The organism is Streptomyces aureus (assembly GCF_000725495.1).
Classification (GTDB): Bacteria; Actinomycetota; Actinomycetes; order Streptomycetales; family Streptomycetaceae; genus Streptomyces; species Streptomyces aureus_B.
Genome location: NZ_JNZD01000007.1, coordinates 74,822 through 99,037 on the forward strand (window position 1 = coordinate 74,822; position 24,216 = coordinate 99,037).

General features: G+C 66.6%; 21 protein-coding genes and 1 riboswitch. Of the genes, 8 read left to right on the forward strand and 13 right to left on the reverse strand.

The features are described from left to right. Positions 1-29: 29 nt before the first annotated feature. Positions 30-311: an HPr family phosphocarrier protein gene (locus IO36_RS14625; RefSeq protein WP_037620062.1), complete on the forward strand. Its 282-nt coding sequence runs from the start codon at positions 30-32 to the stop codon at positions 309-311. 224 nt (positions 312-535) lie between these two features. Here IO36_RS14625 and IO36_RS14630 read toward each other — a convergent pair whose 3' ends face one another. The 4 genes from IO36_RS14630 to IO36_RS14645 all read right to left on the reverse strand — a co-directional run bounded on the left by IO36_RS14630 (position 536) and on the right by IO36_RS14645 (position 5,321). Then, positions 536-1,228, reverse strand: coding sequence for a GntR family transcriptional regulator (locus tag IO36_RS14630; protein WP_037620063.1), 693 nt, complete (start codon positions 1,226-1,228; stop codon positions 536-538). 196 nt (positions 1,229-1,424) lie between these two features. Then, the gene (locus IO36_RS14635) at positions 1,425-2,192 is read right to left on the reverse strand and encodes a M23 family metallopeptidase (protein ID WP_037620065.1); all 768 of its coding nucleotides are present in this window, start codon (positions 2,190-2,192) and stop codon (positions 1,425-1,427) included. Positions 2,193-2,204: 12 nt separating this feature from the next. Further along, positions 2,205-2,364, reverse strand: a riboswitch (cyclic di-AMP (ydaO/yuaA leader). A 216-nt stretch (positions 2,365-2,580) separates the two neighbouring features. Next, positions 2,581-3,969: a M16 family metallopeptidase gene (locus IO36_RS14640; RefSeq protein WP_037620067.1), complete on the reverse strand. Its 1,389-nt coding sequence runs from the start codon at positions 3,967-3,969 to the stop codon at positions 2,581-2,583. Further along, positions 3,966-5,321 (reverse strand): M16 family metallopeptidase, encoded by a 1,356-nt coding sequence (locus tag IO36_RS14645; protein WP_037620383.1) that lies wholly within the window; start codon positions 5,319-5,321, stop codon positions 3,966-3,968. The genes IO36_RS14640 and IO36_RS14645 overlap by 4 nt, the downstream gene beginning before the upstream one ends. 354 nt (positions 5,322-5,675) lie before the next feature. Here IO36_RS14645 and IO36_RS14650 point away from each other — a divergent pair, with 354 nt between their 5' ends. Beyond that, positions 5,676-8,135, forward strand: coding sequence for a DNA gyrase/topoisomerase IV subunit A (locus IO36_RS14650; protein WP_037620068.1), 2,460 nt, complete (start codon positions 5,676-5,678; stop codon positions 8,133-8,135). Positions 8,136-8,142: 7 nt separating this feature from the next. Here the strand turns inward: IO36_RS14650 and IO36_RS14655 are convergent, their stop codons facing one another. After that, positions 8,143-9,267, reverse strand: coding sequence for a CobW family GTP-binding protein (locus IO36_RS14655; protein WP_037620070.1), 1,125 nt, complete (start codon positions 9,265-9,267; stop codon positions 8,143-8,145). Between the two features lie 322 nt (positions 9,268-9,589). Here IO36_RS14655 and IO36_RS14660 point away from each other — a divergent pair, with 322 nt between their 5' ends. Beyond that, positions 9,590-10,144, forward strand: coding sequence for a DUF6082 family protein (locus IO36_RS14660; protein WP_037620072.1), 555 nt, complete (start codon positions 9,590-9,592; stop codon positions 10,142-10,144). Positions 10,145-10,333: 189 nt separating this feature from the next. Continuing rightward, complete coding sequence (locus IO36_RS14665; RefSeq protein WP_037620384.1) at positions 10,334-10,570, forward strand: hypothetical protein; 237 nt, start codon at positions 10,334-10,336, stop codon at positions 10,568-10,570. Between the two features lie 282 nt (positions 10,571-10,852). Here IO36_RS14665 and IO36_RS14670 read toward each other — a convergent pair whose 3' ends face one another. Together IO36_RS14670 and IO36_RS14675 are read right to left on the reverse strand one after the other, a co-directional pair. Beyond that, the gene (locus IO36_RS14670; protein WP_245173279.1) at positions 10,853-12,010 is read right to left on the reverse strand and encodes a citrate/2-methylcitrate synthase; all 1,158 of its coding nucleotides are present in this window, start codon (positions 12,008-12,010) and stop codon (positions 10,853-10,855) included. 130 nt (positions 12,011-12,140) lie between these two features. After that, positions 12,141-13,385 carry a tyrosine-type recombinase/integrase gene (locus IO36_RS14675; protein WP_245173281.1) on the reverse strand — a complete coding sequence of 415 codons (1,245 nt, stop codon included), beginning with the start codon at positions 13,383-13,385 and terminating at the stop codon, positions 12,141-12,143. A gap of 853 nt (positions 13,386-14,238) precedes the next feature. On the opposite strand from IO36_RS14675, the gene IO36_RS44440 reads away from it, so the two are divergent. Then, the gene (locus IO36_RS44440; RefSeq protein WP_078943196.1) at positions 14,239-14,802 is read left to right on the forward strand and encodes a tyrosine-type recombinase/integrase; all 564 of its coding nucleotides are present in this window, start codon (positions 14,239-14,241) and stop codon (positions 14,800-14,802) included. Positions 14,803-14,945: 143 nt separating this feature from the next. Here the strand turns inward: IO36_RS44440 and IO36_RS44445 are convergent, their stop codons facing one another. The 6 genes from IO36_RS44445 to IO36_RS14690 all read right to left on the reverse strand — a co-directional run bounded on the left by IO36_RS44445 (position 14,946) and on the right by IO36_RS14690 (position 20,950). Next, the gene (locus IO36_RS44445) at positions 14,946-15,830 is read right to left on the reverse strand and encodes a phosphotransferase enzyme family protein (protein ID WP_078943197.1); all 885 of its coding nucleotides are present in this window, start codon (positions 15,828-15,830) and stop codon (positions 14,946-14,948) included. Then, a complete protein-coding gene (locus IO36_RS44450) occupies positions 15,827-17,203 on the reverse strand; it encodes a helix-turn-helix transcriptional regulator (protein WP_078943198.1) in 1,377 nt (458 codons plus the stop codon). The genes IO36_RS44445 and IO36_RS44450 overlap by 4 nt, the downstream gene beginning before the upstream one ends. A 283-nt stretch (positions 17,204-17,486) precedes the next feature. Continuing rightward, a complete protein-coding gene (locus IO36_RS49335) occupies positions 17,487-17,624 on the reverse strand; it encodes a DUF397 domain-containing protein (protein WP_078943199.1) in 138 nt (45 codons plus the stop codon). A 13-nt stretch (positions 17,625-17,637) separates the two neighbouring features. Next, complete coding sequence (locus tag IO36_RS14680) at positions 17,638-18,540, reverse strand: helix-turn-helix domain-containing protein (protein ID WP_037620073.1); 903 nt, start codon at positions 18,538-18,540, stop codon at positions 17,638-17,640. Between the two features lie 463 nt (positions 18,541-19,003). Further along, the gene (locus tag IO36_RS14685; RefSeq protein WP_037620390.1) at positions 19,004-19,489 is read right to left on the reverse strand and encodes a TrmO family methyltransferase domain-containing protein; all 486 of its coding nucleotides are present in this window, start codon (positions 19,487-19,489) and stop codon (positions 19,004-19,006) included. 75 nt (positions 19,490-19,564) lie between these two features. Beyond that, the gene (locus IO36_RS14690) at positions 19,565-20,950 is read right to left on the reverse strand and encodes an NsdA family TPR-like regulatory protein (protein ID WP_037620076.1); all 1,386 of its coding nucleotides are present in this window, start codon (positions 20,948-20,950) and stop codon (positions 19,565-19,567) included. Between the two features lie 389 nt (positions 20,951-21,339). On the opposite strand from IO36_RS14690, the gene IO36_RS14695 reads away from it, so the two are divergent. From IO36_RS14695 to IO36_RS14705, 3 genes are all read left to right on the forward strand, one after another. Next, on the forward strand, positions 21,340-21,771 hold the full coding sequence (locus IO36_RS14695) for an ATP-binding protein (RefSeq protein WP_037620077.1): 432 nt from the start codon (positions 21,340-21,342) through the stop codon (positions 21,769-21,771). After that, complete coding sequence (locus tag IO36_RS14700) at positions 21,771-22,205, forward strand: DUF6415 family natural product biosynthesis protein (RefSeq protein WP_051900477.1); 435 nt, start codon at positions 21,771-21,773, stop codon at positions 22,203-22,205. The genes IO36_RS14695 and IO36_RS14700 overlap by 1 nt, the downstream gene beginning before the upstream one ends. A gap of 98 nt (positions 22,206-22,303) precedes the next feature. Further along, the gene (locus tag IO36_RS14705) at positions 22,304-24,193 is read left to right on the forward strand and encodes a glycoside hydrolase family 15 protein (RefSeq protein ID WP_078943225.1); all 1,890 of its coding nucleotides are present in this window, start codon (positions 22,304-22,306) and stop codon (positions 24,191-24,193) included. Positions 24,194-24,216 lie beyond the last annotated feature (23 nt).

Below are 24,216 nucleotides of genomic sequence, written 5' to 3' on the forward strand. Positions count from 1 at the left end.
AACCCTGAACACCCGAAGGGCAGCATCACATGGCTGAGCGCCGCGTCAACGTCGGCTGGACCGAGGGCCTCCACGCCCGGCCCGCCTCCATCTTCGTCCGGGCCACCACGGCTTCCGGCGTCCCCGTGACGATCGCCAAGGCCGGCGGCAACCCCGTCAACGCGGCCTCCATGCTGGCGGTCCTCGGCCTGGGCGCCGAGGGCGGCGAGGAGATCGTCCTCTCCTCGGACGCCGAGGGCGCGGACGTCGCTCTCGACCGTCTGGCGAAGCTGGTCGCCGAGGGGCTCGACGAGCTCCCCGAGACCGTCTGAACCACCCCGGACGACGCATCCGGCCGAGCCGCGCCCCCTCACGGGGAGGCGCGGCTCGGCCGTTTTCCGTACCGCGCCCGGCAATTCCCCCGTACCCCCGGCGCGCCGCATTCCCGCGTGCCGTGCACCCGGGAATGCGGCGCGCCGGAATTCCGGACACGCGAATAAAAGGGCATCAGAATAGGTCTCTTCCTGATATCCCCTCTTTGTATACGGCGCTCGTGTTAAAGGCGCGGGCCCGTCATGTTTACGGGATGTTGCGAACTTCTCACACGGTCCGTCCGGTCGCCGCCCGGAAATCGGAGCCGGTGGGCACCCGTGGCCCGTTCGGTGTGCAGTGCGGTGATCGCGCGGGCCCGCTCGCTGTCTCCCCGGGCCACCGCGTCCACGATTCCGCCGTGCTCCGCCCAGGACTCCGCGGGATCGGCCGGCGCGTCCACCGCGTACATCCAGGCGATCTTGTGGCGCAGCTGGGCGAGCGTGGAGGTCAGCGCCGGACTGCCGGACGCCTGCGCGAGCGTCTCGTGGAACCAGCCGCCCAGCGAGCGCAGATCGTCGCTGTGGCCCCGCCTGGAGCGCTCCTGGCCCAGCCTGACCAGACCACGCAGCACCTTGAGATGGGCCTCCGTGCGCCGCTGCGCGGCCCTCGCCGCACCCAGCGGCTCCAGCAGCATGCGCATCTCCAGGAGGTCCGCGGCCTCCTGCTCGGTGGGCTCCGCGACACACGCGCCCGCGTGCCGGCGGGTGACGACGAAGCCCTCGGCCTCCAGGGTGCGCAGGGCCTCGCGCACGGGGACGCGTGAGACGCCGTAGCGCCGCGCAAGCAGTTCCTCGGTGAGCCGGCCGCCGCGCTCGTAGACACCCGCGACGATGTCATCACGGATCGCCGTGCACACCGAGTGCGCCGGAATACGCATGACCGACCTCCGCTTTAATCCCCGTGAAACGCCGTCGATTGACGCTTCTTCAGTGACTCTATTGCAGGAAGCCTGAATTTCCGATGGCATGCCTGTAACCATGGATATTTTTTGGACAGACGGCGTCCGGAAACGACGATGCCCCGGCTCGCTGAGCCGGGGCATCGAAAGCGGCTGAGAAGCCGCGAAGTGTTGGTCAGACGTTGACGCCGTGCGAGCGCAGGTATGCGACCGGGTCCATGTCCGAGCCGTACTCCGCGGTCGTACGGGCCTCGAAGTGGAGGTGCGGGCCGGTGGTGTTGCCGGTGTCACCGGAGAGGCCGATCTGCTGCCCCGGGGTGACGGCCTGACCCACGGACACCCCGATGGAGGACAGGTGGCCGTACATCGTGTACGTGCCGTCGTGCATCTTGATCACGACTTGATTGCCGTACGCGCCGCCCCAGCCGGCCGTGACGACCGTACCGGCGCCGACGGCGTGGACCGAGGTGCCGGACGCGGCGTGGAAGTCCACGCCGGTGTGGCTGCCGGAGGACCAGAGGCTGCTGCTCGCCTTGTAGCCGGTCGAGACGTACGAACCGGTGATCGGCATGACGAAGGTGTTCAGACGCTTGCGCTCGGCCTCGCGGGCGGCACGCTCCTTGGCCTCGCGGAGCTTGGAGGCCTGCTCGGCGGCTTCCTTGCGGGCGGTCTGCTCGGCCTGCTTGCGCGCGGCGGCCTCGTCGGCGGCGCGCTGCTGCGCGAAGGCCTGGGCGTCGATCTGGTCGGCGACCGTGTCGTTGAGGGTGACGGTCTGGGTGAGCCCGGTCTGCTCGACGGAGGCTTCCCCGGCGAACGCGGGGGCGGCCAGGGTTCCGATCACACCGGTGGTGGTGAGCGCCGCGACCCCGACGGCGGTCGTGGTGGTGCTGTGCACCCGGCTGCTCGTACGACGATGCTTGCCGGTGCCACAGGTGAACGCCATGTAGGGGCTGATCCTTTCCTTCCCTCTCGCCTACCGGGTTAGCTGACGGGTTCGGAGCAGGAAGGTCTCCTACGGACCCCCTCCAGGGAGGGCGTCCGATTCACCCCAGGGACTGCGTGTGGGTCCCCGGCTCCCCTGACTCGCGTCATGGGGGACTCGGCGATGACTGTCCGGTGCCGCGGGCGCGGCGCACTGCGTGACGAACAGCCGGACCGACGCTAGACGGGGCGTGATTCGAACAACAAACGGATCACGATTTTTGTAATCCATCCCACAGGGCAGAAGGGCAACCGCCGTACCAATGCGGACATCTTGGGTGCGGTGGGGGAAAAGGGGAGGGCCCCTGACGGCTCTTCAGCCGTCGGGGCCCTCCTCGACCACTCGGGTCCTACTCGGCGGCCACCACGGTGACTTCACCGATTCCGAGCGCCCTGACGGGCTCGGCGATCTGTGCCGCGTCGCCGACCAGGACGGTGACCAGGCGGTCCGTCGGGAAGGCGCTCACCGCCGCCGCGGTGGCCTCCACGGTGCCGGTGGCGGCCAGTTGGCGGTAGAGCGTCGCCTGGTAGTCGTCCGGAAGGTGCTGCTCGACCTGGTCCGCGAGCGTGCTCGCGACGGCCGCCGCGGTCTCGAACTTGAGGGGCGCCACGCCCACCAGGTTCTGCACGGCCACGTCCCGTTCGGCGTCGGTCAGCCCCTCCGCCGCGAGAGTGCGCAGCACCTTCCACAGGTCGTCGAGCGCCGGACCGGTGTTGGGGGTGTCGACCGAGCCGCTGATGGCGAGCATCGCGGCGCCCGTGCCGTCCGGCGCGGAGCGCAGGACCTGCCCGAACGCCCGCACTCCGTAGGTGTAGCCCTTCTCCTCGCGCAGGACCCGGTCGAGGCGCGAGGTCAGGGTGCCGCCGAGGCAGTAGGTGCCGAGGACCTGGGCGGGCCACACCCGGTCGTGCCGGTCGGCGCCGACCCGGCCGATGAGCAGCTGCGTCTGGACCGCTCCGGGGCGGTCGACGATGATCACGCGGCCGCTGTCGTTCGCGGTGACCGGCGACACGGGAAGCGGTTCGGCGGACGAGCCGGTCCAGGAGCCGAGCGTGTCGGCGAGCAGCTCGTCGAGGTCGACACCGGTCAGGTCGCCGACGACGACGGCCGTGGCCGTGGCGGGGCGCACGTGCTTCTCGTAGAAGGCTCGGACGCCGGCCGCGTCGATGTTCCGGACGGTCTCCTCGGTGCCCTGGCGCGGGCGCGCCATGCGCGCGCTCGCCGGGAACAGTTCCTTGGAGAGTTCCTTGGCGGCACGGCGGGCGGGGTTGGCCGTCTCGTGCGGGATCTCGTCCAGCCGGTTGGTCACCAGCCGCTCGACCTCGCTGTCGGCGAAGGCGGGGGCCCGCAGGGCGTCGGCGAGCAGGCCGAGGGCCTTGGCCAGACGGGAGACGGGCACCTCGAGGGACAGGCGGACGCCGGGGTGGTCGGCGTGCGCGTCGAGCGTGGCGCCGCAGCGCTCCAGCTCGGCGGCGAAGTCCTCGGCCGAGTGCTTGTCGGTGCCCTCGGAGAAGGCACGCGCCATGATCGTGGCGATGCCGTCCAGGCCCGCGGGCTCGGCGTCCAGCGGCGCGGCGAGGATCACCTCGACGGCGACGACCTGCTGGCCGGGGCGGTGGCAGCGCAGCACGGTCAGACCGTTGTCCAGGATGCCGCGCTCGGGGGCCGGGAACGCCCACGGCTTCGGCTGGCCGGCCTGGGGCTGCGGGTGGAAGTCCATGGTGGCGAGCTCGGTCACTTCGCCGCCTCCTCGTCGGTCTCGTCGGCGGAGTCAGCCGCGTCGGCTGCCTCGGCTGTGGTCGGCTCGTACACGAGCACCGCGCGGTTGTCGGGGCGCAGGCGGGCCTTGGCGGCCTCCCTGACCTCCTCCGCGGTGACGTCGAGGACGCGCTGCACGGCGGTCAGGGCGAGCTGCGGGTCGCCGAACAGGACGGCGTACCGGCACAGTTCGTCGGCGCGGCCCGCGACGGTGCCGAGCCGGTCCAGCCACTCGCGCTCCAACTGGGCCTGGGCACGCTCCATTTCCCGCTCCGTGGGGCCCTCCTCGGCGAACCGGGCGAGCTCCTCGTCGACGGCGGCCTCGATGACCGGGACCTCGACGTCACCGGACGTCTTCACGTCCAGCCACCCGAGCGAGGGCGCTCCGGCGAGCCGCAGCAGGCCGAACCCGGCCGCGACGGCGGTGCGGTCACGGCGCACCAGCCGGTTGTAGAGCCGGGAGGACTCGCCGCCGCCGAGCACGGTGAGCGCCAGGTCGGCCGCGTCGCACGCGCGCGTGCCGTCCTCGGGGAGCCGGTAGGCGGCCATCAGGGCGCGCGCCGGGACGTCCTCCTCGACGACCTCGCGCAGCTGCTCGCCGATGACCTCGGGCAGGGAGCCGTCCCGCGGGGCGGGCTTGCCGTCGTGCCCGGGGATGGAACCGAAGTACTTCTCGACCCAGGCGAGCGTCTGCTCGGGGTCGATGTCGCCGACGACCGACAGCACCGCGTTGTTGGGCGCGTAGTTGGTGCGGAAGAACGCGCGGGCGTCCTCCAGGGTGGCCGCGTCCAGGTCGGCCATCGACCCGATCGGGGTGTGGTGGTACGGGTGGCCCTCGGGGTACGAGAGCGCGGTGAGCTTCTCGAAGGCGGTGCCGTACGGGACGTTGTCGTAGCGCTGGCGGCGCTCGTTCTTCACGACGTCGCGCTGGTTCTCCATGGACTCGTCGTCCAGGGCCTCGAGCAGCGACCCCATGCGGTCGGCCTCCAGCCAGAGGGCGAGCTCCAGCTGGTGGGCGGGCATGGTCTCGAAGTAGTTGGTGCGCTCGAAGCTCGTCGTGCCGTTGAGCGAGCCGCCGGCCCCCTGGACGAGCTCGAAGTGACCGTTGCCGTGGACCTGCTTGGAGCCCTGGAACATCAGGTGCTCGAAGAGGTGGGCGAGTCCGGTCCGGCCCTTGACCTCGTGGCGCGAGCCGACGTCGTACCAGAGGCACACCGCGGCGACCGGGGTCAGGTGGTCCTCGGAGAGCACCACGCGCAGGCCGTTGGCCAGGCGGTGCTCGGTCGCTGTCAGGCCGCCGGAGCCTGCCTCAGCTGTGGCCGTGTGACCCATGGGCATGTACGTCCCTTCGATCGCGGAACTGCGTCATTCCTGTCGGTCCTGCCACTGTATGCAAGCGCGCGGACGGCTGGCGCGGTTCCCGCACCTCGTACGCCGAGAGCGAGACTCACGCGTGTCCCCGACAGGTTCGGGGAAGCCCTCCGGGAACCGCCCCGGGCGGGCCCGGGAGCCGCCGTGCGCCGGGCCCGACGGCCGTTCGTGATCGTTCCCGGCGGCGTCCGCGGAGGGTGCCGCGGGGCCGCTACGGACGGGTCGCGGTCGGCGTTGTCAGTGGGGCGGTCCACAATGGTGCGCGTCAGCACCCGTTCATGCCCCGGCAGAGACTGTGAAGGAGCCGCAGCAGCGATGGCCCGCCGCAGCACGAAGACCCCGCCGCCCGAAGACTCGTACGAGGAGAAGATCCTCGACATCGACGTCGTGGACGAGATGCAGGGCTCCTTCCTCGAATACGCGTACTCGGTCATCTACTCGCGCGCCCTGCCGGACGCCCGCGACGGCCTGAAGCCGGTCCACCGCCGCATCGTGTACCAGATGAACGAGATGGGCCTGCGCCCCGACCGCGGCTATGTGAAGTGCGCCCGTGTCGTCGGCGAGGTCATGGGCAAGCTGCACCCGCACGGCGACGCGTCGATCTACGACGCCCTGGTGCGACTGGCGCAGCCCTTCTCGATGCGTCTGCCCCTGGTCGACGGCCACGGCAACTTCGGCTCCCTCGGCAACGACGACCCGCCGGCCGCGATGCGGTACACCGAGGCCCGGATGGCCGACGCGACGTCGCTGATGACGGAGTCGATCGACGAGGACACCGTCGACTTCACACCCAACTACGACGGCCAGGAGCAGGAGCCGGTGGCCCTCCCGGCCGCCTTCCCGAACCTGCTGGTCAACGGCTCGTCCGGCATCGCCGTCGGCATGGCCACGAACATGCCGCCGCACAACCTCGGCGAGGTCATCGCCGCCGCCCGGCACCTCATCCGCTACCCGGGGGCCGACCTCGAGACGCTGATGAAGCACGTCCCGGGCCCCGACCTGCCCACCGGCGGCCGCATCGTCGGTCTCTCCGGGATCAGGGACGCGTACGAGTCGGGCCGCGGCACCTTCAAGATCCGCGCCACGGTGTCCGTGGAGGACGTCACGGCGCGCCGCAAGGGCCTCGTCGTCACCGAACTGCCCTTCACCGTCGGCCCGGAGAAGGTGATCTCCAAGATCAAGGACCTGGTCGGCTCAAAGAAGCTCCAGGGCATCGCCGACGTCAAGGACCTCACGGACCGTGCGCACGGCCTGCGCCTGGTCATCGAGATCAAGAACGGCTTCGTGCCGGAGGCGGTCCTCGAGCAGCTCTACAAGCTGACGCCGATGGAGGAGTCCTTCGGCATCAACAACGTGGCCCTGGTGGACGGTCAGCCGCTCACCCTCGGCCTCAAGGAGCTGCTGGAGGTCTATCTCGACCACCGCTTCGACGTCGTGCGCAGGCGCAGCGAGTTCCGCCGCGGCAAGAAGCGCGACCGGCTGCACCTGGTCGAGGGCCTCCTCGTCGCCCTCCTGGACATCGACGAGGTCATCCGCCTCATCCGCTCCAGCGACAACTCGGCGCAGGCCAAGGAGCGGCTGATCGAGCGCTTCTCCCTCTCCGAGATCCAGACGCAGTACATCCTGGACACGCCGCTGCGCCGCCTCACCCGGTTCGACCGCATCGAGCTGGAGTCGGAGCGCGACCGCCTCAACGGCGAGATCGACGAGCTGACCGGCATCCTGGAGTCGGACTCCGAGCTGCGCAAGCTGGTCTCCGGCGAACTGGCCGCGGTCGCCAAGAAGTTCGGCACCGACCGGCGCACGGTGCTCCTGGAGTCCGCGGGCACGCCCGCCCCGACGGTCTCGCTCCAGGTCGCCGACGACCCCTGCCGGGTCCTGCTGTCCTCCACCGGACTGCTGGCGCGCACGGTGACCGCCGAGCCCTTCGGCCAGGACCCGGACGCCAAGCGCACCAAGCACGACGTGATCGTCTCCGCGGTGCCCGCGACGGCCCGCGGCGAGATCGGCGCCGTCACGTCCCTCGGCCGCCTCCTGCGCCTGAACGTGATCGACCTGCCGCAGCTGCCCGACACGGCGTCGGCGCCCAACCTCTCCGGGGGCGCTCCGATCTCGGAGTTCCTGTCCTCCCTCGAGCCGGCCGAGACCGTGGTCTGCCTGACGACGCTCGACGAGACCTCACCGGGTCTCGCGATCGGCACCGAGCAGGGTGTCGTCAAGCGTGTGGTGCCCGACTACCCCTCGAACAAGGAGGAGTTGGAGGTCATCACCCTCAAGGACGGCGACCGGATCGTCGGCGCCGTCGAGCTGCGCACCGGCGAGGAGGACCTGGTCTTCATCACGGACGACGCCCAGCTGCTGCGCTACCAGGCCTCGCAGGTCCGCCCGCAGGGCCGTGCCGCGGGCGGTATGGCGGGCATCAAGCTGACGGACGGCGCGAAGGTGATCTCCTTCACCGCGGTCGACCCGGCGGTCGACGCGGTGGTCTTCACGGTGGCGGGTTCGCGCGGGACACTGGACGACTCCGTCCAGACCACCGCAAAGCTGACGCCGTTCGACCAGTACCCGCGCAAGGGCCGCGCCACAGGCGGTGTGCGCTGCCAGCGGTTCCTTAAGGGCGAGGACTGCCTGTCGCTGGCCTGGGCCGGTCCGGTGCCGGGGCGCGCGGCGCAGAAGACGGGCATGCCCGTCGACCTGCCGGAGATCGACCCGCGCCGTGACGGCTCGGGCGTGTCGCTGGGCAAGCCGGTGTCGGTGGTGGCCGGCCCGGTGTAGCCCGCGGTCAGCCCGCCTCGCCGGGTTCCTGTACGTAGCGGAGGACGCCCCACATGCTGTGCTCGTCGGCATGCGGGGCGTCCTCTTCGCATGCCTCCAGTTCCTTCGCCAGTGCCGCCGTGTCGATCCCGGAGCCGATGAGGACGAGCTGGGTGAGCCGCTCGTCCGCCTCGGTCCAGGGCTCCGGGTAGAAGCGCAGGAACCGCCCGACGGCGTGCACGGCGTACCGGTTGCGGGTGTCCTGGACGCCGAAGTCGACGTACCCCTTGATCCGGTAGAGCCCTTCGGGCCGGGTGTCGAGGAACGCCATCAACCGCCTTGGCCCGAGCGGCACTTCGGAGCGGTAGGAGACGGACGTGTAGGTGGAGTGCAGGTGGCCGGAGTGGCCGCTGCGTTCGTGACCGTGGGTCTCGTGACTCGGCGCCTCGCGACCGGGCCTCTCGTGACCGAGGGGTTCGTGACCGTGGGCTTCGTCGTCGAGGCGGTGGAGGTCGTCGAAGGACAGCTGTCCGACGCGCTCCTCGCTCGGCCTGCAGTCGAAGAGGAACTCCGGATCGATCCGGCCGTACGTGGCGGGGACGATCGCGGCCCCGTCGGTGAGCTCCCCGACGGCCGCCAGCACCCGCCCGGCGTCCTCGGCCCGGTCGATCTTGTTGACGACGACGAGATCGGCGAGGGCGAGGTGCCGGTCGATCTCGGGGTGCTTCTCGCGGGTGCTCGCGAACTCTGCGGCGTCTACGACCTCGACGAGCCCTCCGTAGACGATCCCCGGATGCTCGCTGGCGAGCACCATGCGTACGAGTTCCTGGGGCTCGGCGAGCCCGCTCGCCTCGATGACGATGACGTCGATGCGTGCGGAGGGCCGAGCCAGCCGGTCCAGGTATTGATCAAGTTCGGTGACGTCGACCGCACAGCACAGACAGCCGTTGCCGAGCGAGACGGTGGAGTCGCCGAGCGCCCCGGCCACCGCCATCGCGTCGATCTCGATCGCGCCGAAGTCGTTGACCACGGCCCCGATACGACTGCCACCACTGCGGTGCAGGAGGTGGTTGAGCAGTGTGGTCTTGCCGGAACCCAGGAAGCCGGCGAGAACGATGACCGGAATCTGGCGGGTACTCGACCGACTCACCATGCGCCCTCTCTGAACCGGTGCGCGCACCGGCTCACGGGACCGGCGCTCACGCGGGAATTGAATGCCGACCCAGCATACGAGTGGGGGGAAACACCACGAAATGAACGATTGTCGGCGGCGCTCGCGGGGCACACGTTGGACATGGCGCCGGTGGATGCGACCCGCACATCCCTCCGTGCGCCTCCTCTCCGCCTCCCCGCCGATCAGAGCCGCTCGGCAACACTGGGAGGCGGCAAGCGCGCCGCCCAAACGCTCGTCGGTCCGCTCCCTGTCGCCCCACAACCGACGGCCGGCCGGACGGTCGCCTGATTCGGGGGTTGACATGGCCACACAGAACCATGGGGTGCGGACGCTGGGTTCTGCCGCGACGGCAGGGCTCGCGTTCGCGGTAGGGGTCCTCGCGGTCCTGGTCGCCCAGCAGCGTCGGTTCGAGGCACTTCGCCTGCGTGTCGAGCAGGCGCTGGAGGCCGAGGACCGGAACGCACGGCTGGCGGAACAGCAGCGCTTTCAGACCTACCTCCTCGACAAGGCGCTGAACGACGCGGATCTCGCCGAGGTCCTGAGCACGATCAACGAGGTGGACCCGACCAGACGACGCCAGTACCTCTTCGCCAATGCCATCTACACCAACGTGCTGCGGGCCTACCGGGCCGGGGACGTCACCTGGGACGAGCTTCACGGCCACCTTCGGGTGATCTGCCAGAGCGCCATCTTTCGCGACTACTGGGACGCGACGCGCCATCATCGCGCGAGCCTTCAGACAGCGTCGCAGGAGGCGCGGGTGGGCCGAATGGTGGACAGGCTCATCCGCGATCTGGATGAGTCGGATACGGAGGAATGGTGGGTCGTGGGTGAGTCACCCCCGGAGTCGAGCTAACATCTCGCCCAACTTGCGTCTCTGGTAACTCAGTTGACTCGCCAGTACGCTAATCTTACGAGGTAAAATGCTCAACTTTTTTCTAGATCGTCTCGGTATTGATATGCACCCCTCAAGTGCACTATGTACCGAAATGTGCAATACTGTGCCCCCGGTTTGCTCCATCTAAACCTTAGGACCGGGATCCAGTTGAAGATCGTGCGTCGTATCGGCGCATCTCCACGCGAACGAGGCAGCCTGTCGGGCGAGACGTGCCCCGACATCTTCGAGCTGAGCGACGGCAATTTCGCTGTTATCGGCACAGAAGCGACAGCGGCACTCGATGACCAGCTACCTGAGGACGCGGCACGCGCCGATTACGAGCGCATCGTGATCATCAGCAGGGAGACACTCCTGCGCGCCAAGAGGGACATTCCCGAGCAGTGAAGCGGCCATGGGGCTCATAGCAGGACACAGTCGCAGTCCGTCGAGATACGTCGGCCACCCCGGCCCGTCTCCGGAGCGCATTCTTTTCCCGGCCCGCCCTAAAGCCACTGCAGCGCCCGCACAGTATCCCTGTCGCCGGAGCCCGAGCCGCACCGACGCCCACCCGGCGTCACACCGCTCGACAGAAGCTTCCGAGGTCCAGCCCCGATCGGTGCTGGACCTCTCGTCTCGGCCCTTCCGATCACCGGTCCCCCGAAGCCGGGCGCAAGGATTTCGGCTGGCCTAGACGGACACCACTCTCGGCACCGCCACCGGCGCCTGAGGTCCCACATAGCGGGCCGCCGGGCGGATGATCTTCGTGTCCTCCGCCTGTTCCATGATGTTGGCGCTCCAGCCGACCACGCGGGCGGCGGCGAAGGTCGGGGTGAACATCTCGCGGGGCAGCCCGCAGAGTTCCATGACCACTCCGGCGTAGAACTCCACGTTGGTGTGCAGCTCCCGGCCCGGCTTGAGTTCGGCCAGGATCGCCTCCACCTGCCGTTCCACCTCGACGGCGAACTCCACGAGCGGGCCACCGAACTCCTGGGCGATCCCGCGGAGCATCCGCGAGCGCGGGTCCTCCGTGCGGTAGACGGGATGCCCGAAGCCCATGATGCGCTCACCGGCGAGCACCCGTTCCCTGATCCAGTCGTCGATCCGGTCGGGGGTCCCGATCGCGTCGAGGGTGTCCAGGGCACGGCTGGGAGCGCCTCCGTGGAGGGGGCCGGAGAGAGCCCCGACGGCACCGACGAGGCAGGCCGCCACGTCCGCGCCGGTGGAAGCGATCACCCGGGCCGTGAACGTTGACGCATTGAACCCATGGTCAATGGTTGAGATCAGGTATTGCTCGACCGCACGGGCGCGGGCGGCATCCGGTACGGAACCCGTCAGCATGTACAGGTAGTTGGCGGCGTACCCCAGGTCGTCGCGGGGCTCCACCGGCTCCTGTCCCCGCCCGATCCGGTACAGCGCGGTGAGCAGGGTCGGCACGGCCGCCGTCGCCGCGAGGCCGTCGTCGCGACGCCGACCGGCGTCGATGTCGTACACGGGACGGAACCCCAGCGAGGCGCCGAGCAGTGACAGCGCGGTGCGCAGCCCGGCGAGGGGCCCCGACGGTCCGGTCGCGGCCGCGATGGCGGGCAGTGCGGCCCGTACGTCGTCCGGCAGCCGGCGCAGCCGCGCGGTGTGCGCGGTGAAGGCGGAGAGCCGGGCCCGGTCGGGCAGCTCGCCGTGGGCCAGGAGGTGCCAGACCTCCTCGAAGGAGCATGCCTGCGCGAGGTCGACGGCCGAGTACTGACGGTAAAGGCCAGTAGCCTCTGCTACACCCCATCTTCCCTGGTCAGAGCGTTGATCCGCTCTGCCGGTACTTACGGGGTCGAATCGGGGTCGAATCGAGTGCACCGATCGTTCCACGGACCGGTACCCCCTCGCGTCGCGATGGGTAGCCTCGAACTGACAGTGAGTCTTGCACAACAAGGTCGGGTCGGGTCAAGTCCCCACGACGCGACATATGCGCGCTGGGGGACGTTGGTCACGGCGCTGCGAACAAAGATCCGAAGGTGCTCACCTTGACCCCCTGAACGGCAAGCGGGGGGTGGGCGTACGTGTCCCACGTCTCGTTGAAGTTTGCGTGACGCGAGAGAGCCTGCACCGTCTTGGGGTCGAACTCGCCAGAAGCGCCGAGTCGCGTCGTGTAGAAGTGCTTGAGGTCATGGAAGCGGGTCTCGTCCGGCAGGCCTGCCAGCTCCACGGCAGGCTTCCAGTGGTACCGGAAAGCCGCCCGTGTAAGGGGCCGGCCGAGGCGGTTGGTGACGATGAGGCCCTCGTCTGGCGGCGGGGCGTAGCCCCTTGCCCTCCGCTGGCGCTCGGTGTCCGCGCAGACCGGAGCCACCTGAGGGAAGGTCTCAAGATGCTCCTTCAGGCGCATGATCAGAAAATGATCCACTGGCAGCGTCGCGTAGCTGGCCTTGGTCTTGAGCTTCGCGGACTTGCCTCGCTGTCGCTGCTCCTTCACGTAGAGCAGATCCTGGTCCCAGTTCACGGCCTGCCTGGTGAGCCCGAAGGCCTCCCCTTCGCGAAGCCCAGCACAGGATCCGATCCACACCAGGATCTCCAGCCTCGGGTCCACTTCGCGCATGGCCGCGGCAAGGTCCGCCACCTGCTCAGGAGAAAGCGCAACACTGACGCGCGGATCGACGTCTGGGAGTTCGATGCGGGCACAGATGTTGGCAGGCAGTGGAACGTCCGCGTCAATCATGTAGTTCATGAGAATGCGCCAGGTCTTGTACACCTGGATGACACTGGACCCCTCGTTGAGCCCCGGCTGCTCCAACAGGAAATCGATGAAAGCCATCGTGTCCCGACGGGTCAGAGACTGCGAAGGTCTGGTTCCCGCGAAGGGCTTGATGTGGCACTTAAGATGGCTCTCATAGTTGCCAATCGTGTTGTCATTCTTCTTCTTCTTTTTCCGCCTTGCGATCATCTCGTCCGCATAGAACGCGACAGGCTTCTTTCCGGGCTCCGGGTCCACCCACGAGTTGCTGCGCAGGGCTACTCGTATCTTGTCCAGGTGATCCCGGGCCTCCTCCCATGTGCCGAACATCGGCCGACGGGGCTTGCCATTCGGATCCGTGTAACGAGCCTGCCACTGCAACCCCCTCCCGTGATCGGCGGACGGGTACAGTGGGTTCTTCTTGGTGCCGCATTTGCACTGCACTTCACCTGCTTTCGGATGCTTCTTGTGCCACCGGTCAAACGGTGCGTCGGACTCGGCCATGTGCCCCTTCCATGGGAGATCTCCAATTCCTCTGGGCCTGCGACACCTAGGGATCCAGGGGCTTAGGTGATCTGGCAAGCTCACCCTTCTTGATGCGCTCGAAGAGGTCATTGACCTCATGTTCGCTATAGCGCACCCGACTGCCATTCCTGTTCCCTCCCCGATTGTCTCCTGGGCCGGGCCGGTAGTACGGACCAAGAGGAACAGCGCGCAGCAGACCACGATTCGTCCACCGCCGCCGCGTCGAAGGCGAAATACCAAGCCGGCGTTCCACCTCACGGGGCATCATATATCGGTCTGGTGAATTAAAAGAAGGAGCTTCGGCAGCCTTTCCCGCTTTCGTCATGGCCGTACCGAGACCGATACTGCGAATGAATCCGAGTCGGGAAACCACCTGTACACCAACCCGTAGTCCGACAAGATCACGCCTCCCTTTGCCTAGCGGTCCTCCCCCTGGATGGACGGGCCCGGCGCAGGCATCACACATGGGAGCACCGCCGCCACGCCATCAACAGGTGTAGATGATCGAGGTAGACGGTAGCCCAGTCGAGCATGATGCAACAGGCATCTAGAGTCCCAGTTGTCACATATAGCTAGCTTTTGCCGTAAACGCCTGTAGATGAAAGTCGATGCGACTGCGAGAGCGAGGGTGTGACGGGGTCAGATTGAAGGTGAGGCCTACACCGCCGCGCAGGCCGTCAGCCGTGGAGGTTGCACCTCCATTAGGGGCACGCCTCAGGTACCTGGCTGGCCGGCTGAGCGGTAGGGAGCGAAAGGGGAGGGCGCGTAATTTGAAAGACATCAAGCTCGGATTCGCTATCGCTCGGTGACGCCAACGAGCTAGGGTCGCGACATGACAACGAGCGAAGCAGAGCAGAAACCCCTCCTACCTATAACGGTCGCGCGAGCCGCCCTTCAGAGCACCCGAAGCGACCAACTTCTATATGCGGCAGCTTCGCTATTGCTGCTTGCTGGACTACGGAGGGGGGAGGTATCGGGGCTTCTTGTTGGGGACTGGTTGTCAGGCAACGAACCCCGCGTGACGATACGAGGGAGGCGGCGAGTTCGGGATATTCGAGTAGCAGCAACTGCAGCCGAGGCTGTTGACGCTCAGCTGGCGGTGGCGCAGGCCGAGCCGGACGAACCGCTGCTATTGGGATTGCAGACGGCTAGGAATTCTCCCTATCCACTATCGCGACTTTTCCGGGCGCGGACGCGAGAAGCTGGTCTCGACGTAACGGTGTCCGATCTACGCCGAGCCGCAATAGCAGCAGCAGTGAGGAGAGGAGAGCCCCTGGCGCACATAGAGGCGTACTTCGGGCTGTCGAAAGCGGCAGCAGATAGGCAACTGGTAACCACGGCTGAAGGATACGACAGGGAGATCGCGGCTCTACTGGAAGAGGAATTCGTTTCCTGAGTTCCGCGGGGCCCGTGATTAGAGCGGTCGCCGCCTTCTCGATCTCGCGGCAGTTGGGCGCACCCAGCGCTCTTTAAGGAGCGATAGTTGAGAACCTGCCCGGCCCGTGGCGCCGCCACAATGTTAGGCGAGGTACAGGTTGGCTAACCGACGGCTTTCCATCCCCATGGCCGAGGTCCTGCGAATCCGCGTACGCATGCAATTCGATATTTTGCCTGCCCCAATACTATTGGGTCGTCATTGGCTGCTTGCAGTGCGAATGAGGTAAGCCGAAGTTCTCTTATATCCCTCAATATGGGATAGCCGACCCATTCCATCACGTCATGTCCGTACGCCTCGCAGAATTTTTTGTAGGCAGAACGAGAGATCTTGCCGAACGTGTCGGCTGCCACTGCAGTTGAAGTCAAATCCCACTCCGGTGGGCCCACCGCAGTGCGCTCAAAGTCCATCAGAAAAACCCCGTCAGAGGTAACTGCTGCGTTCCCACCCCAAGCGTCCCCATGGATCACGCATCTGCGTAGGCCGGAGGGGAGCTCCGTCCACGCCGCCTGGAGCTCCTCAAGCCGGTGCAGGAGCCACGCTTGATCTCCCTGATCAATGGCTTGAGCACCTCCGATACGGTCCGCGATCCGTACGAACGGCGCTATCTCTCCCAGAGTGAAGGGTGGGGATGGGAGTTCATGCAGTCGGCGTAGGAGTGGGGCAAGGTCCGATTCGTCTCCTGCGCGGTGTGGCGGTAGCTCTTCCCAGAATGTTGCTGTGCGCCCATCGACGGTTACGGGTTGGTCTCTGTCCAGTGGCCGTACGGCTGGCACGCCGTTCTGTGCAAGCCACCGCGTGACCTGTACTTCGCGAGCCGCAGCCGTAGATTGTCCTTGACGGGCAATGCGCACGACGATTCTTCCAGGAAGACGCCATAGGTCGTTCTCGGCCAGTCGAATGGGCTCCGCACCGTCTGGACTGAGGCCGACCGCCTTCACGATCTTTTCGAGAACAACGAACGACTCTTGGATGCGAGGAGACGTCATGCTTGAACAGTAGTGCGGATGCGTTCGCGTAGATCAGCGACTCCGGCACTCCGGCTGCGTGAAGCCGCGATGCGTCGCAACTCTTGTACATCGTCAACGGCGCGCCGAGAGCGAAGACGTCCGACCTCGTCGAGGGCGCGGTGACCAACTGTCACGGCTTCCTGGGGGTCGCCGGTGGCCATTCGGAGTGAGGCGAGCTTCGTCCCGGAAAGCGCACGGGACCGCACGTATCCGTCTCCGTGCTCCGCGATCGCGATTTCCAGACGCTCGGCTGACGCAGCTGGAGAGTGGCCGGCGAGGAGCGTCAGGTCGAAGAGCGCGTGGCCCGTGTCCCCATGATGCTGCGCGCGGTCGTAGTAGCTCATCCACGGGGCATCCTCACCTACCGTGGCTTGAGCGAAGATCTCATCTGAACGGCCGATCGCTCGAACTGCTTCGTCGATGTCCCGCATTTTGGCGAAGGCGCGGGCACGGGCGTTATGCAGCATCGCCTGCTCCTTCGGCGTCAGACGATCGGAGCGCACCAGGCCGTTCTCTGCGTGAGTCAATCCGTCGTCTGGTTCTCCGATCCAGATTGCCTGACGAGCCAGCCAGTTCATCGCTGACGCCCGGAGGTGCCAATTTCCGGCCCGTTCAGCACACTCGACGCCAGCGCTCAGGTAGAGCCGCGCGTCGTCGTGCTCGTACGCATCGAATGCGCTCGCTCCCATAACGACAGCGAGGCGGCCAACCGCGGTGAATAGCTCGGGCTCTAGGCGACCCGGGCACCGCACACCAAGCAAAGACGTGGCCCAACGATAAAGACCAATCGACGCGCTACGGACCAGACCTACACCTCCGTACTGGTTATCCCACCGAGCAAGAAGGGCCGAAGCCATCCAGACCTGCTCGACGTCGTCTCTACGGATGACCTTTGGCAACGAGGCGCTGTCAGGGGTTGCCAACCCCAGGGGGCTCAGCAAGGCGGCGCCACCAGCGAGGAACGATCGACGTTCCACGTCACTCCCATCGACGTCAGGATGCGTCTTTGCCCCTAGCGTGCCCGGTCCGGCGAGGTTCGAGGCCTGCGCCGAAGGCTCGGACTGGCGTTTGTCCGCATCGCGGCTCTGGTTGTCCGCATTCGCTTCGACACGACGCCAGAGCCGCCGCAGCGCCCCTCGTGCGTCAAGTGCATCATCGAACGAAGCCGCCAGGCTCGCGTTGCACGACCGCTCCCCCTTCTCGATCCTCTGGATGGAGGACCCGCTGAGCTGCACCATTGCCCCGAGGGACGTAGTTGAGAGGCCCCGTAGCTCACGCCAAGTTCGCAGTTCCACCCCGAACCAATGCGCCATGGACTGCGAGTCATCGAGAGGCTTGGGCTTCTGTGGCATGGTTTCCCCCTCGACAGTCTGATGCGGACAGTTTGCCGCTCACATCCGCTGTCCGCATCAGCATCTCCGGAGAGTGGTTTGGCTCTCTGGGAGAGCAGCGAACCGGCTTAGTCAGTCAACACCCGGCATGGTTCATCTCAAGCTGGCTGGCGCCGAGTTGACGGTGCCCCAGGTTCCACCCGGAGTGAAGCGTCTGCGGCGCGGGTCCCGTTGAACTGGTCCTAGAGCTACCGTCTTGAGCAACGTCGGCCCGGCAGCCGTACGGCTGCCGGGCCCACGGTGCTCAAGACGGGAGCTCTAGGACCAGGTAAACGGGACCCGCGCCCTTCACCCGCATGGCAGCAAGGAAGGCGGCCTCTACGCAGTCCGTTGACGGTTGGCCGCTGTAGCTGCTTTTGAACCAGTTGAGCTGTTCGATCACTTGTCTTCCTCGTTTAGGCGCGCAGGTGCGTCTTGCGGGCCTCGGCGATCATCTCGGCCGAGGATTCTATCGGGAGGGCTTCGGCGTGCAGGTAGTCGAACGCTGCCGAGTACAGGCGACGTTCATCGTCTTGTTCCAGGTACAGCGAACCTGAAGTGTTTTCTGCGTAGATGACGTCGAAGGCGGGGTCGGCGGCCCCGAGAATGATGAAGCCCGTCAGTGCCGCTGAGTACGCGCCTCGATCGAAGGGCAGGACCTGCACAGTGGTGTCAGGTGCCGAGCCGCGTTCGAGTAGGTGATCGAGCTGCTCGGCCATGACGTCGGGGCCTCCGACTCGGCGACGGAGGACGGACTCGTCGAGGAGGACGTGATACCGAGGGCGGCTCGGCTGGTCGAGCAGCTGCTGCCGTCGCATGCGGGTATCGAGGAAGGAGTCGACTTGCCCCGGCGGCAGCTCGTAGCCCGGAGTGCTCTTGATTGACCGAGCGTATCGGCCTGTCTGCAAGAGTCCAGGAACAACGCTTGAAGCGAACTGTCGGAGGCATGTGGCCTCGTTCTCCAAGGCGATCAGCATGCCCAATGTGCTTGGCACGGATCCCGCACCCGGCACCCACCATCCGTTTGTGGCCTTGGATGTCTTGGCTAGCTCGACCAGCGCCTCGCGTTCTTCGTCGGAAGCCCCGTAGACCCTGCAGAGTTGGTCAACTTGGTTCCAGCGAACGTTTCCCTTGCTGGTCTCGTATCGGCTCACTGTGGCTTTGGAAACGCCGGCGCGCTCGCCAGCTTCCTCGGCGCTGAGGCCTGTGGATCTGCGCAGCTCCAGCAAACGGAATGCCAGCTGACGGCGGCGGGTCGTCGGGCCGGGACCTTGAGTCGACTCGACGGCTCCCCTGGAGCCGTGCGGCTCGTCGGTCATGCGGCCCCCTCAGGACATCGTGCTTCCAGTGTCAGGTTCAGCTCGTAGTAGCCACAAGGAAGTTACACGGCGGAACGGCCACAGCGTTATGGGCCTGGCAACTCGCGGATCGCTCATGCGGACACTTCCGCCATGAGCGTTACGTGGGGAGCGGTACGCGCTGCATACTCCACGTCAGCCGTTCCATCAGTAGTTGCTCGGGGACGGTGAGCGATCTCGATCCGAGTGCGTCACCCCCACCGCGAGGACAGCCGCCATGATCCCTTCCTCTCAACTCCAACCTGCCGCGTCTCTTAGATGTGACACGGGGATAGACGACGGAGTTGATGACGGAGTGACCACACGAGCGATCCCCGCTGATTGGCTCCAGACCGGACAGATTCGACGCGCGATCGACGAACCGTTGCGATGTGATGGAGCTGAAAGCAGCTTGATCGACTTCGGCGTCAACCACACTGCCGAGTTAGCGTTCGGAAGCGTCTCGCCAATAGTCGTTCAGCATCTGGCTCGGCCAAGAGGGCTGCGTAATGGGGCCGCGGGGGAGCATCTCCTCGAAAACCGCTACCAGATCGACCACGAGTGTGCCGTCATCTGCATCGAGATCGGTGACATGCAGATCGTGCCCTTCAACACGCAGCAGCCGTGGGAACGACGTAGCGAGTCGGGCCGGCCGTCGGTGGTTGTGGTGCACGAAGGTCCCCGTTGCCGGCCAAGCCGGATTGTCACGAGGGCTGCGAGCGTGGAGTGCAACGTCGTCGGGCGATCCGAAGTTAAAGAACCAGGTGACCTGGAGATGGGAGAACTCCTCGATCCCCTGCAGCGTCTCCACCGGGTAGTCCGGATGCAACCGAATGATCGATTCCACACCGCCCTTGAAGTCGTCGAGCCGCCCGGTGTGACCGCCAACCACAGTGGCGATCACAGGCACTTCAATGGACTGTGCGGACACAACCTTCCCCTTCTCAAAATCGAGCAGGGCGAGACGCACGGTTGCATCGTGCTCGTCCTCGCCACCACGGCGCCGTCAGGCTACTCGTTCGAGCACGGCCTTGGCTCGCTCGTCGATCTCTGCTACCGCCGTGATCTGACGGTTCCGGAAGGGAGACAGCACTGTGCGCATGTTCACGACAGCATCGCGTGCTCTTCCCGACTGGACGCCTTCCATGGCATCAAGAGCCTGTGCCCACGTGTGGCAGGCTGCCTCGACGTTGCCCTGCTTGGCCTGCACAGTGCCCATGTAGCCCAGTGTCACAGCATGGGTCCGGCTGAACGTGTCGGCCTTCCTTGTCAGCACGCTGCTATTGAACTCGCGAAGGGCCCCTTCGAGGTCACCGAGGGTCCACAAGGTGCGCGCAGTTTCGTGAGCCAGCGAGGCTTGTTGGAAAAACCACACCCGGGGGGGATCTTCGTCGCCGGGCCGGGCGGCAGCGAGGTCATCCTCGGCCCGGAGGAGGGCTGCAATCGCCTCACGCTTCTGTCCGTCGGTCGCGAGGCTGCGTGCCTGCACGACGCCGAGCAGCGCGCGCTCCCGAGGTGTTGCCAGGGTGTACCGCTTACGGTCCACCGAAGCTGCCGCAAGTCTCACCCCTGCCCTGGGATGTCCCAAATCGGTTGCCTGATGGGCCATTGCGCGCAGAATGTGCCCAGCCAGCGGGGCTTCATCGGCCTCGGCTGCGAGCTTCAGGGCCAGTGTGAAGTAGCGGCGTGCTGCTTCGTGTTGCGAAGCGTCGAAGCTCATCCAGGCGGCCACGTACACGGCTTCGGAGGCGGCGGCAAGAAGGTCACGGCGTATCTCTTCGTTCGTGAAGACCCCGCCGACGTATCGAGCGACGTCGTCGAGGATGTACTGCCGCAAGGCGGTGCGACCGTCCATCCCGCCGTGCCGTTGGTCTCGCTTGGAGAAGAACTCGGTCATCTCTCGTACGGCAGCGACCTCGCTGGCACCGATCCGACGGCTCGTTGCCGCAGCACGGGCTCTGGCCCGCTCTGGGGCGTCGTCCCACCACTGCTGCCCGGGCAACACAAGGCCACCTACCGAGTAGGCGGCGCCAGCCAGCAGTTGGCGGCGTTCCAAGTCCACGTCGCTTCTCCCCAGATCCACCAGCGCGGTCAATGTATCGACGCGCCATTCGGATGCCGGGGCGCCCTCGGGAGTCGATGCCGAGAGCCCAATTTCCGCCAGTGTGACCGGGCGTTGCAACCGCCTGGACAACGTCTCGCACAAGATACGGGGTGCCCTGCCGGTAGGGCGTGTTCCGGAGATCCACATCGCGATGTGCGAACGGCTCGTGTTGAACAGTTCGTCCGCACCGACCTCCGCAGCAACCCTGACTACAGCCGCGGCAACCACGGGCTGCGACCAGCCAGTCTCCGCGATCACAGCGGCCAGTTGCTCGTTCCTACGTGCCATCCTGCGTCCCCGTTCACAAGAGAACGATTTTTGACGGGTTTGACGGCATCGAGGACTGGCCGGGGATACCAACCCGTCGTCATTCACGGTTCGCTCAAGGTCAACGAAACCACCATCTGCCTTTGCCCGGGAGGAAATCCGGTGAAGACCAGCCACGCGTCTGGTGCCGACGCCGGGACCAATCCCGGCGCCTCAACAACTGCTACCGCCGTCTCGGGGGGCGAAAGAGGGCTGGGCGCCGCCGTCCGCTCAGGTACGAGCAGCCATGAGTCAAGCATGAAGCAGCCTCAGACACAGGACGACTGCATCGACATGGCGAGCAGTGCCGCGCGACCGACACAGGTCCTTCGCCGCGCGTTCCTCCATACCGCCCTCCGGGAGGCCCACCGATGAGTTCTGCGACAGCCGTCTCACCGGCTGATGCGACACCGAGGTCATTGACCTCGCGCGCTTTCGAGGCGGCCATCGATCCGGACCCCGTGTACGTCGCCGACATACGGCACACGACTGCGCTAGTCATGCGGCAGTGGGACATGCCCGAAGGAGTGGTGGGCGACGTCCTGCTCGTCGTCTCCGAACTGGTCACGAACGCGATCGAGCACGGCCGGGGATCTGTGCGCCTGCGCGTTTGCCACGACGAAGGCGAACTGCGCATCGAAGTGACCGACGACAACCCGGCCGCGGCTCAGCTTGGCACCGTAAGCGAAGACGGCGAGAGCGGCCGTGGCCTGCTCCTGGTCGCCGTTCTCTCTCGGGACTGGGGAGTGAGCGACGACGGTCGAACCACCTGGGCAACGTTCCGTCCCCGGAGGAAGTCGTGATGGAGCCCGCCAAAGTCGAGAGGCGCGACCACGCTGCAGCGGCAGCCGAGACCGTCGCGTTGGTCCTCGCCGAGGACTCGCCCCTACCTGACACCCCCGAGGACGTGGAACAACTCGCCACCCGGCTGCGAGGCCACATCAGCCGGTTAGGGGTCAGCCTCCCTATCGACGAGCCTGTCTTGGTCCGTGCTCGACAACTGGGATCGGCTCCTCTGCCGGACGGATTCATGCCCAGCCGAGTTCATCTGGTCCGGCTGGCCGAGGCGACGCAGGAACTCGCAGACGCCGTCGAAAGGCTGACCCCTGCGGACCGGCACGCGGGCCAACCAGCAAAAGAGCGGCGGGTGAGACCCAGTCGCAACACAGTGCGTGTGCTCGTGTTTGCCATCGCACTGATCACCCTGGTCATCGCGGCTTCGCTCCCGAGAACGTGATGGTCGAGGAGACCTCGAATTCCCAGCCAAGCCGTGTCCCCAGCCGCTGCGGCGGCCACTACACCTCCCGGAAACCCGGGCCCCTGGAGTCCCCCACGATGAGACACCTCCCCCGTATCGAGCAGTACGGCCTGATTGGCGACATGCAGACCAGCGCACATGTCTGCGACGACGGCTCGATCGACTGGCTCTGCCTGCCCCGCTTCGACTCGGCCGCAGTCTTCGCCGCACTGCTCGGTTCGCGCGATCACGGCGCTTGGCGCATCGCTCCGGACCTCAGCATCACCAACACCGAGCACAGCGCGGTCGCAGAGCGTCAGTACCGTGGCGACTCCCTCGTCCTCGACTCCGTCTGGCGAACGCCCACCGGCACAGCACGGGTGACGGACTTCATGCCGCCGCGTGACGGCGCTCCTCAAGTGATCCGGATCGTCGAGGGCCTGGCCGGCCACGTGCCCATGCTGTCGACCTTGCGTCCGCGGCCTGGATACGGGCGCGTAACCCCGTGGGTCCATGGGGAAGGCGGGCGCATGGTCGCCGAGGCAGGCGCGGACGCTCTGTGGCTCGACGCCGTGATTGAACAGGTTGAAAAGGACGGTGCGATGGTCAGCGCCTTCACTATCACTGCCGGACAGAGCCTTGCGTTCGCACTGACTTGGTGCCAGTCCCACGCTGATGCCCCGGAGGTTCCGGACCCAGACGCAGCACTCGCCGAGACGATGTCCTTCTGGCAGGTCTGGGCCAACCAGTGCACCTATGAAGGGCCCTACCGCGAGGCGGTCGTCCGGTCCCTGGTCACACTGAAGGCGATGACGTACGCCCCCAGCGGCGGGATCGTCGCAGCACCGACCACCTCATTGCCCGAACAGATCGGAGGCCGCCGGAACTGGGACTACCGCTATACGTGGCTACGTGATGCCTCCACAACCCTGGCCGCCCTGCTGGGAACCGGTTACCGAGATGAGGCAAGGGCGTGGCGTCGATGGTTGCTGAGGGCTCTGGCGGGCGATCCGGAGAACCTCCAGATCATGTACGGGGTCGCCGGGGAGCGCGAGTTGCCCGAGCGGGAACTGGAATGGCTGCCTGGCTACGAGAATTCGGCGCCCGTGCGAGTGGGAAATGAGGCTGCCAGGCAGCTTCAGCTCGACGTGTACGGCGAGGTAGTCGAAACCCTGTACCTCGCACACCACAACGGTGTTGCCCGCTGTGGTGATACCGCAGTCCTGCACCAACGGTTGGTGCGGCAGCTCGCGCGACACTGGCAGGAGCCAGACGAAGGCATCTGGGAGATCCGCGGAGCGCGCCGTCACTTCGTGCACTCCAAGGTGATGTCCTGGGTGGCCCTCGACCGTACGATCCGCCTGGCCAAGGCCGGTGCCCTCGACGTGGACCTGTCCGACTTGATGGAGTTGCGCGACACCATCCACCGGCAGGTCTGTCAGCTGGGCTTCGATCCGGTGCGCAACACGTTCACCCAGTCCTACGGTTCCCGGGAACTGGACGCGGCCCTGCTACTGATTCCCCGTGTGGGCTTCCTCCCTCCCGACGACCCTCGCGTCATTGGGACCGTGGAAGCAATCCGCCGTGAGCTGTCGACGCCCGACGGACTCGTCCACCGCTACCCAACCACTGCCACTGGCAGCGGAGTTGACGGGATTTCCGGAGGTGAGGGGACCTTCCTCCTGTGCTCCTTCTGGATGGTCGACGCCCTTGCCCTCATCGGGCGTCTGGATGAGGCTCATGCGCTGTTCGGTCACCTTCTCTCGTTGCGCAGCGACCTCGGTCTGCTCGCCGAGGAGTACGATCCCGCCGCCGGACGGCAACTCGGCAACTTCCCCCAGGCGTTCAGCCACATGGGCCTGATCGAAAGCGCCCTTCTGCTGCAGCGGTTGGCTCCGGCCACACCGCGCCACCTGCCCGACAACTCCTCCTGGGGCTTGCTCGGACCCCGCGGCGACGCTGCGACCCCCATCGGGGCGCTCCGATGACCGACCACTCAACCTCCGCCCCG

Coding starts and splice junctions, on each gene's coding strand:
- IO36_RS44445 (WP_078943197.1), bottom strand. CDS start 15,830: ATGACGTCTCCTCGCATCCAAGAGTCGTTCGTTGTTCTCGAAAAGATC.
- IO36_RS14625 (WP_037620062.1), top strand. CDS start 30: ATGGCTGAGCGCCGCGTCAACGTCGGCTGGACCGAGGGCCTCCACGCC.
- IO36_RS14660 (WP_037620072.1), top strand. CDS start 9,590: ATGGCCACACAGAACCATGGGGTGCGGACGCTGGGTTCTGCCGCGACG.
- IO36_RS14680 (WP_037620073.1), bottom strand. CDS start 18,540: ATGACCGACGAGCCGCACGGCTCCAGGGGAGCCGTCGAGTCGACTCAA.
- IO36_RS14655 (WP_037620070.1), bottom strand. CDS start 9,267: ATGGTGAGTCGGTCGAGTACCCGCCAGATTCCGGTCATCGTTCTCGCC.
- IO36_RS14705 (WP_078943225.1), top strand. CDS start 22,304: ATGAGACACCTCCCCCGTATCGAGCAGTACGGCCTGATTGGCGACATG.
- IO36_RS14650 (WP_037620068.1), top strand. CDS start 5,676: ATGGCCCGCCGCAGCACGAAGACCCCGCCGCCCGAAGACTCGTACGAG.
- IO36_RS14690 (WP_037620076.1), bottom strand. CDS start 20,950: ATGGCACGTAGGAACGAGCAACTGGCCGCTGTGATCGCGGAGACTGGC.
- IO36_RS14675 (WP_245173281.1), bottom strand. CDS start 13,385: ATGGCCGAGTCCGACGCACCGTTTGACCGGTGGCACAAGAAGCATCCG.
- IO36_RS14630 (WP_037620063.1), bottom strand. CDS start 1,228: ATGCGTATTCCGGCGCACTCGGTGTGCACGGCGATCCGTGATGACATC.
- IO36_RS44440 (WP_078943196.1), top strand. CDS start 14,239: ATGACAACGAGCGAAGCAGAGCAGAAACCCCTCCTACCTATAACGGTC.
- IO36_RS14700 (WP_051900477.1), top strand. CDS start 21,771: ATGGAGCCCGCCAAAGTCGAGAGGCGCGACCACGCTGCAGCGGCAGCC.
- IO36_RS14635 (WP_037620065.1), bottom strand. CDS start 2,192: ATGGCGTTCACCTGTGGCACCGGCAAGCATCGTCGTACGAGCAGCCGG.
- IO36_RS14645 (WP_037620383.1), bottom strand. CDS start 5,321: ATGGGTCACACGGCCACAGCTGAGGCAGGCTCCGGCGGCCTGACAGCG.
- IO36_RS44450 (WP_078943198.1), bottom strand. CDS start 17,203: ATGCCACAGAAGCCCAAGCCTCTCGATGACTCGCAGTCCATGGCGCAT.
- IO36_RS14695 (WP_037620077.1), top strand. CDS start 21,340: ATGAGTTCTGCGACAGCCGTCTCACCGGCTGATGCGACACCGAGGTCA.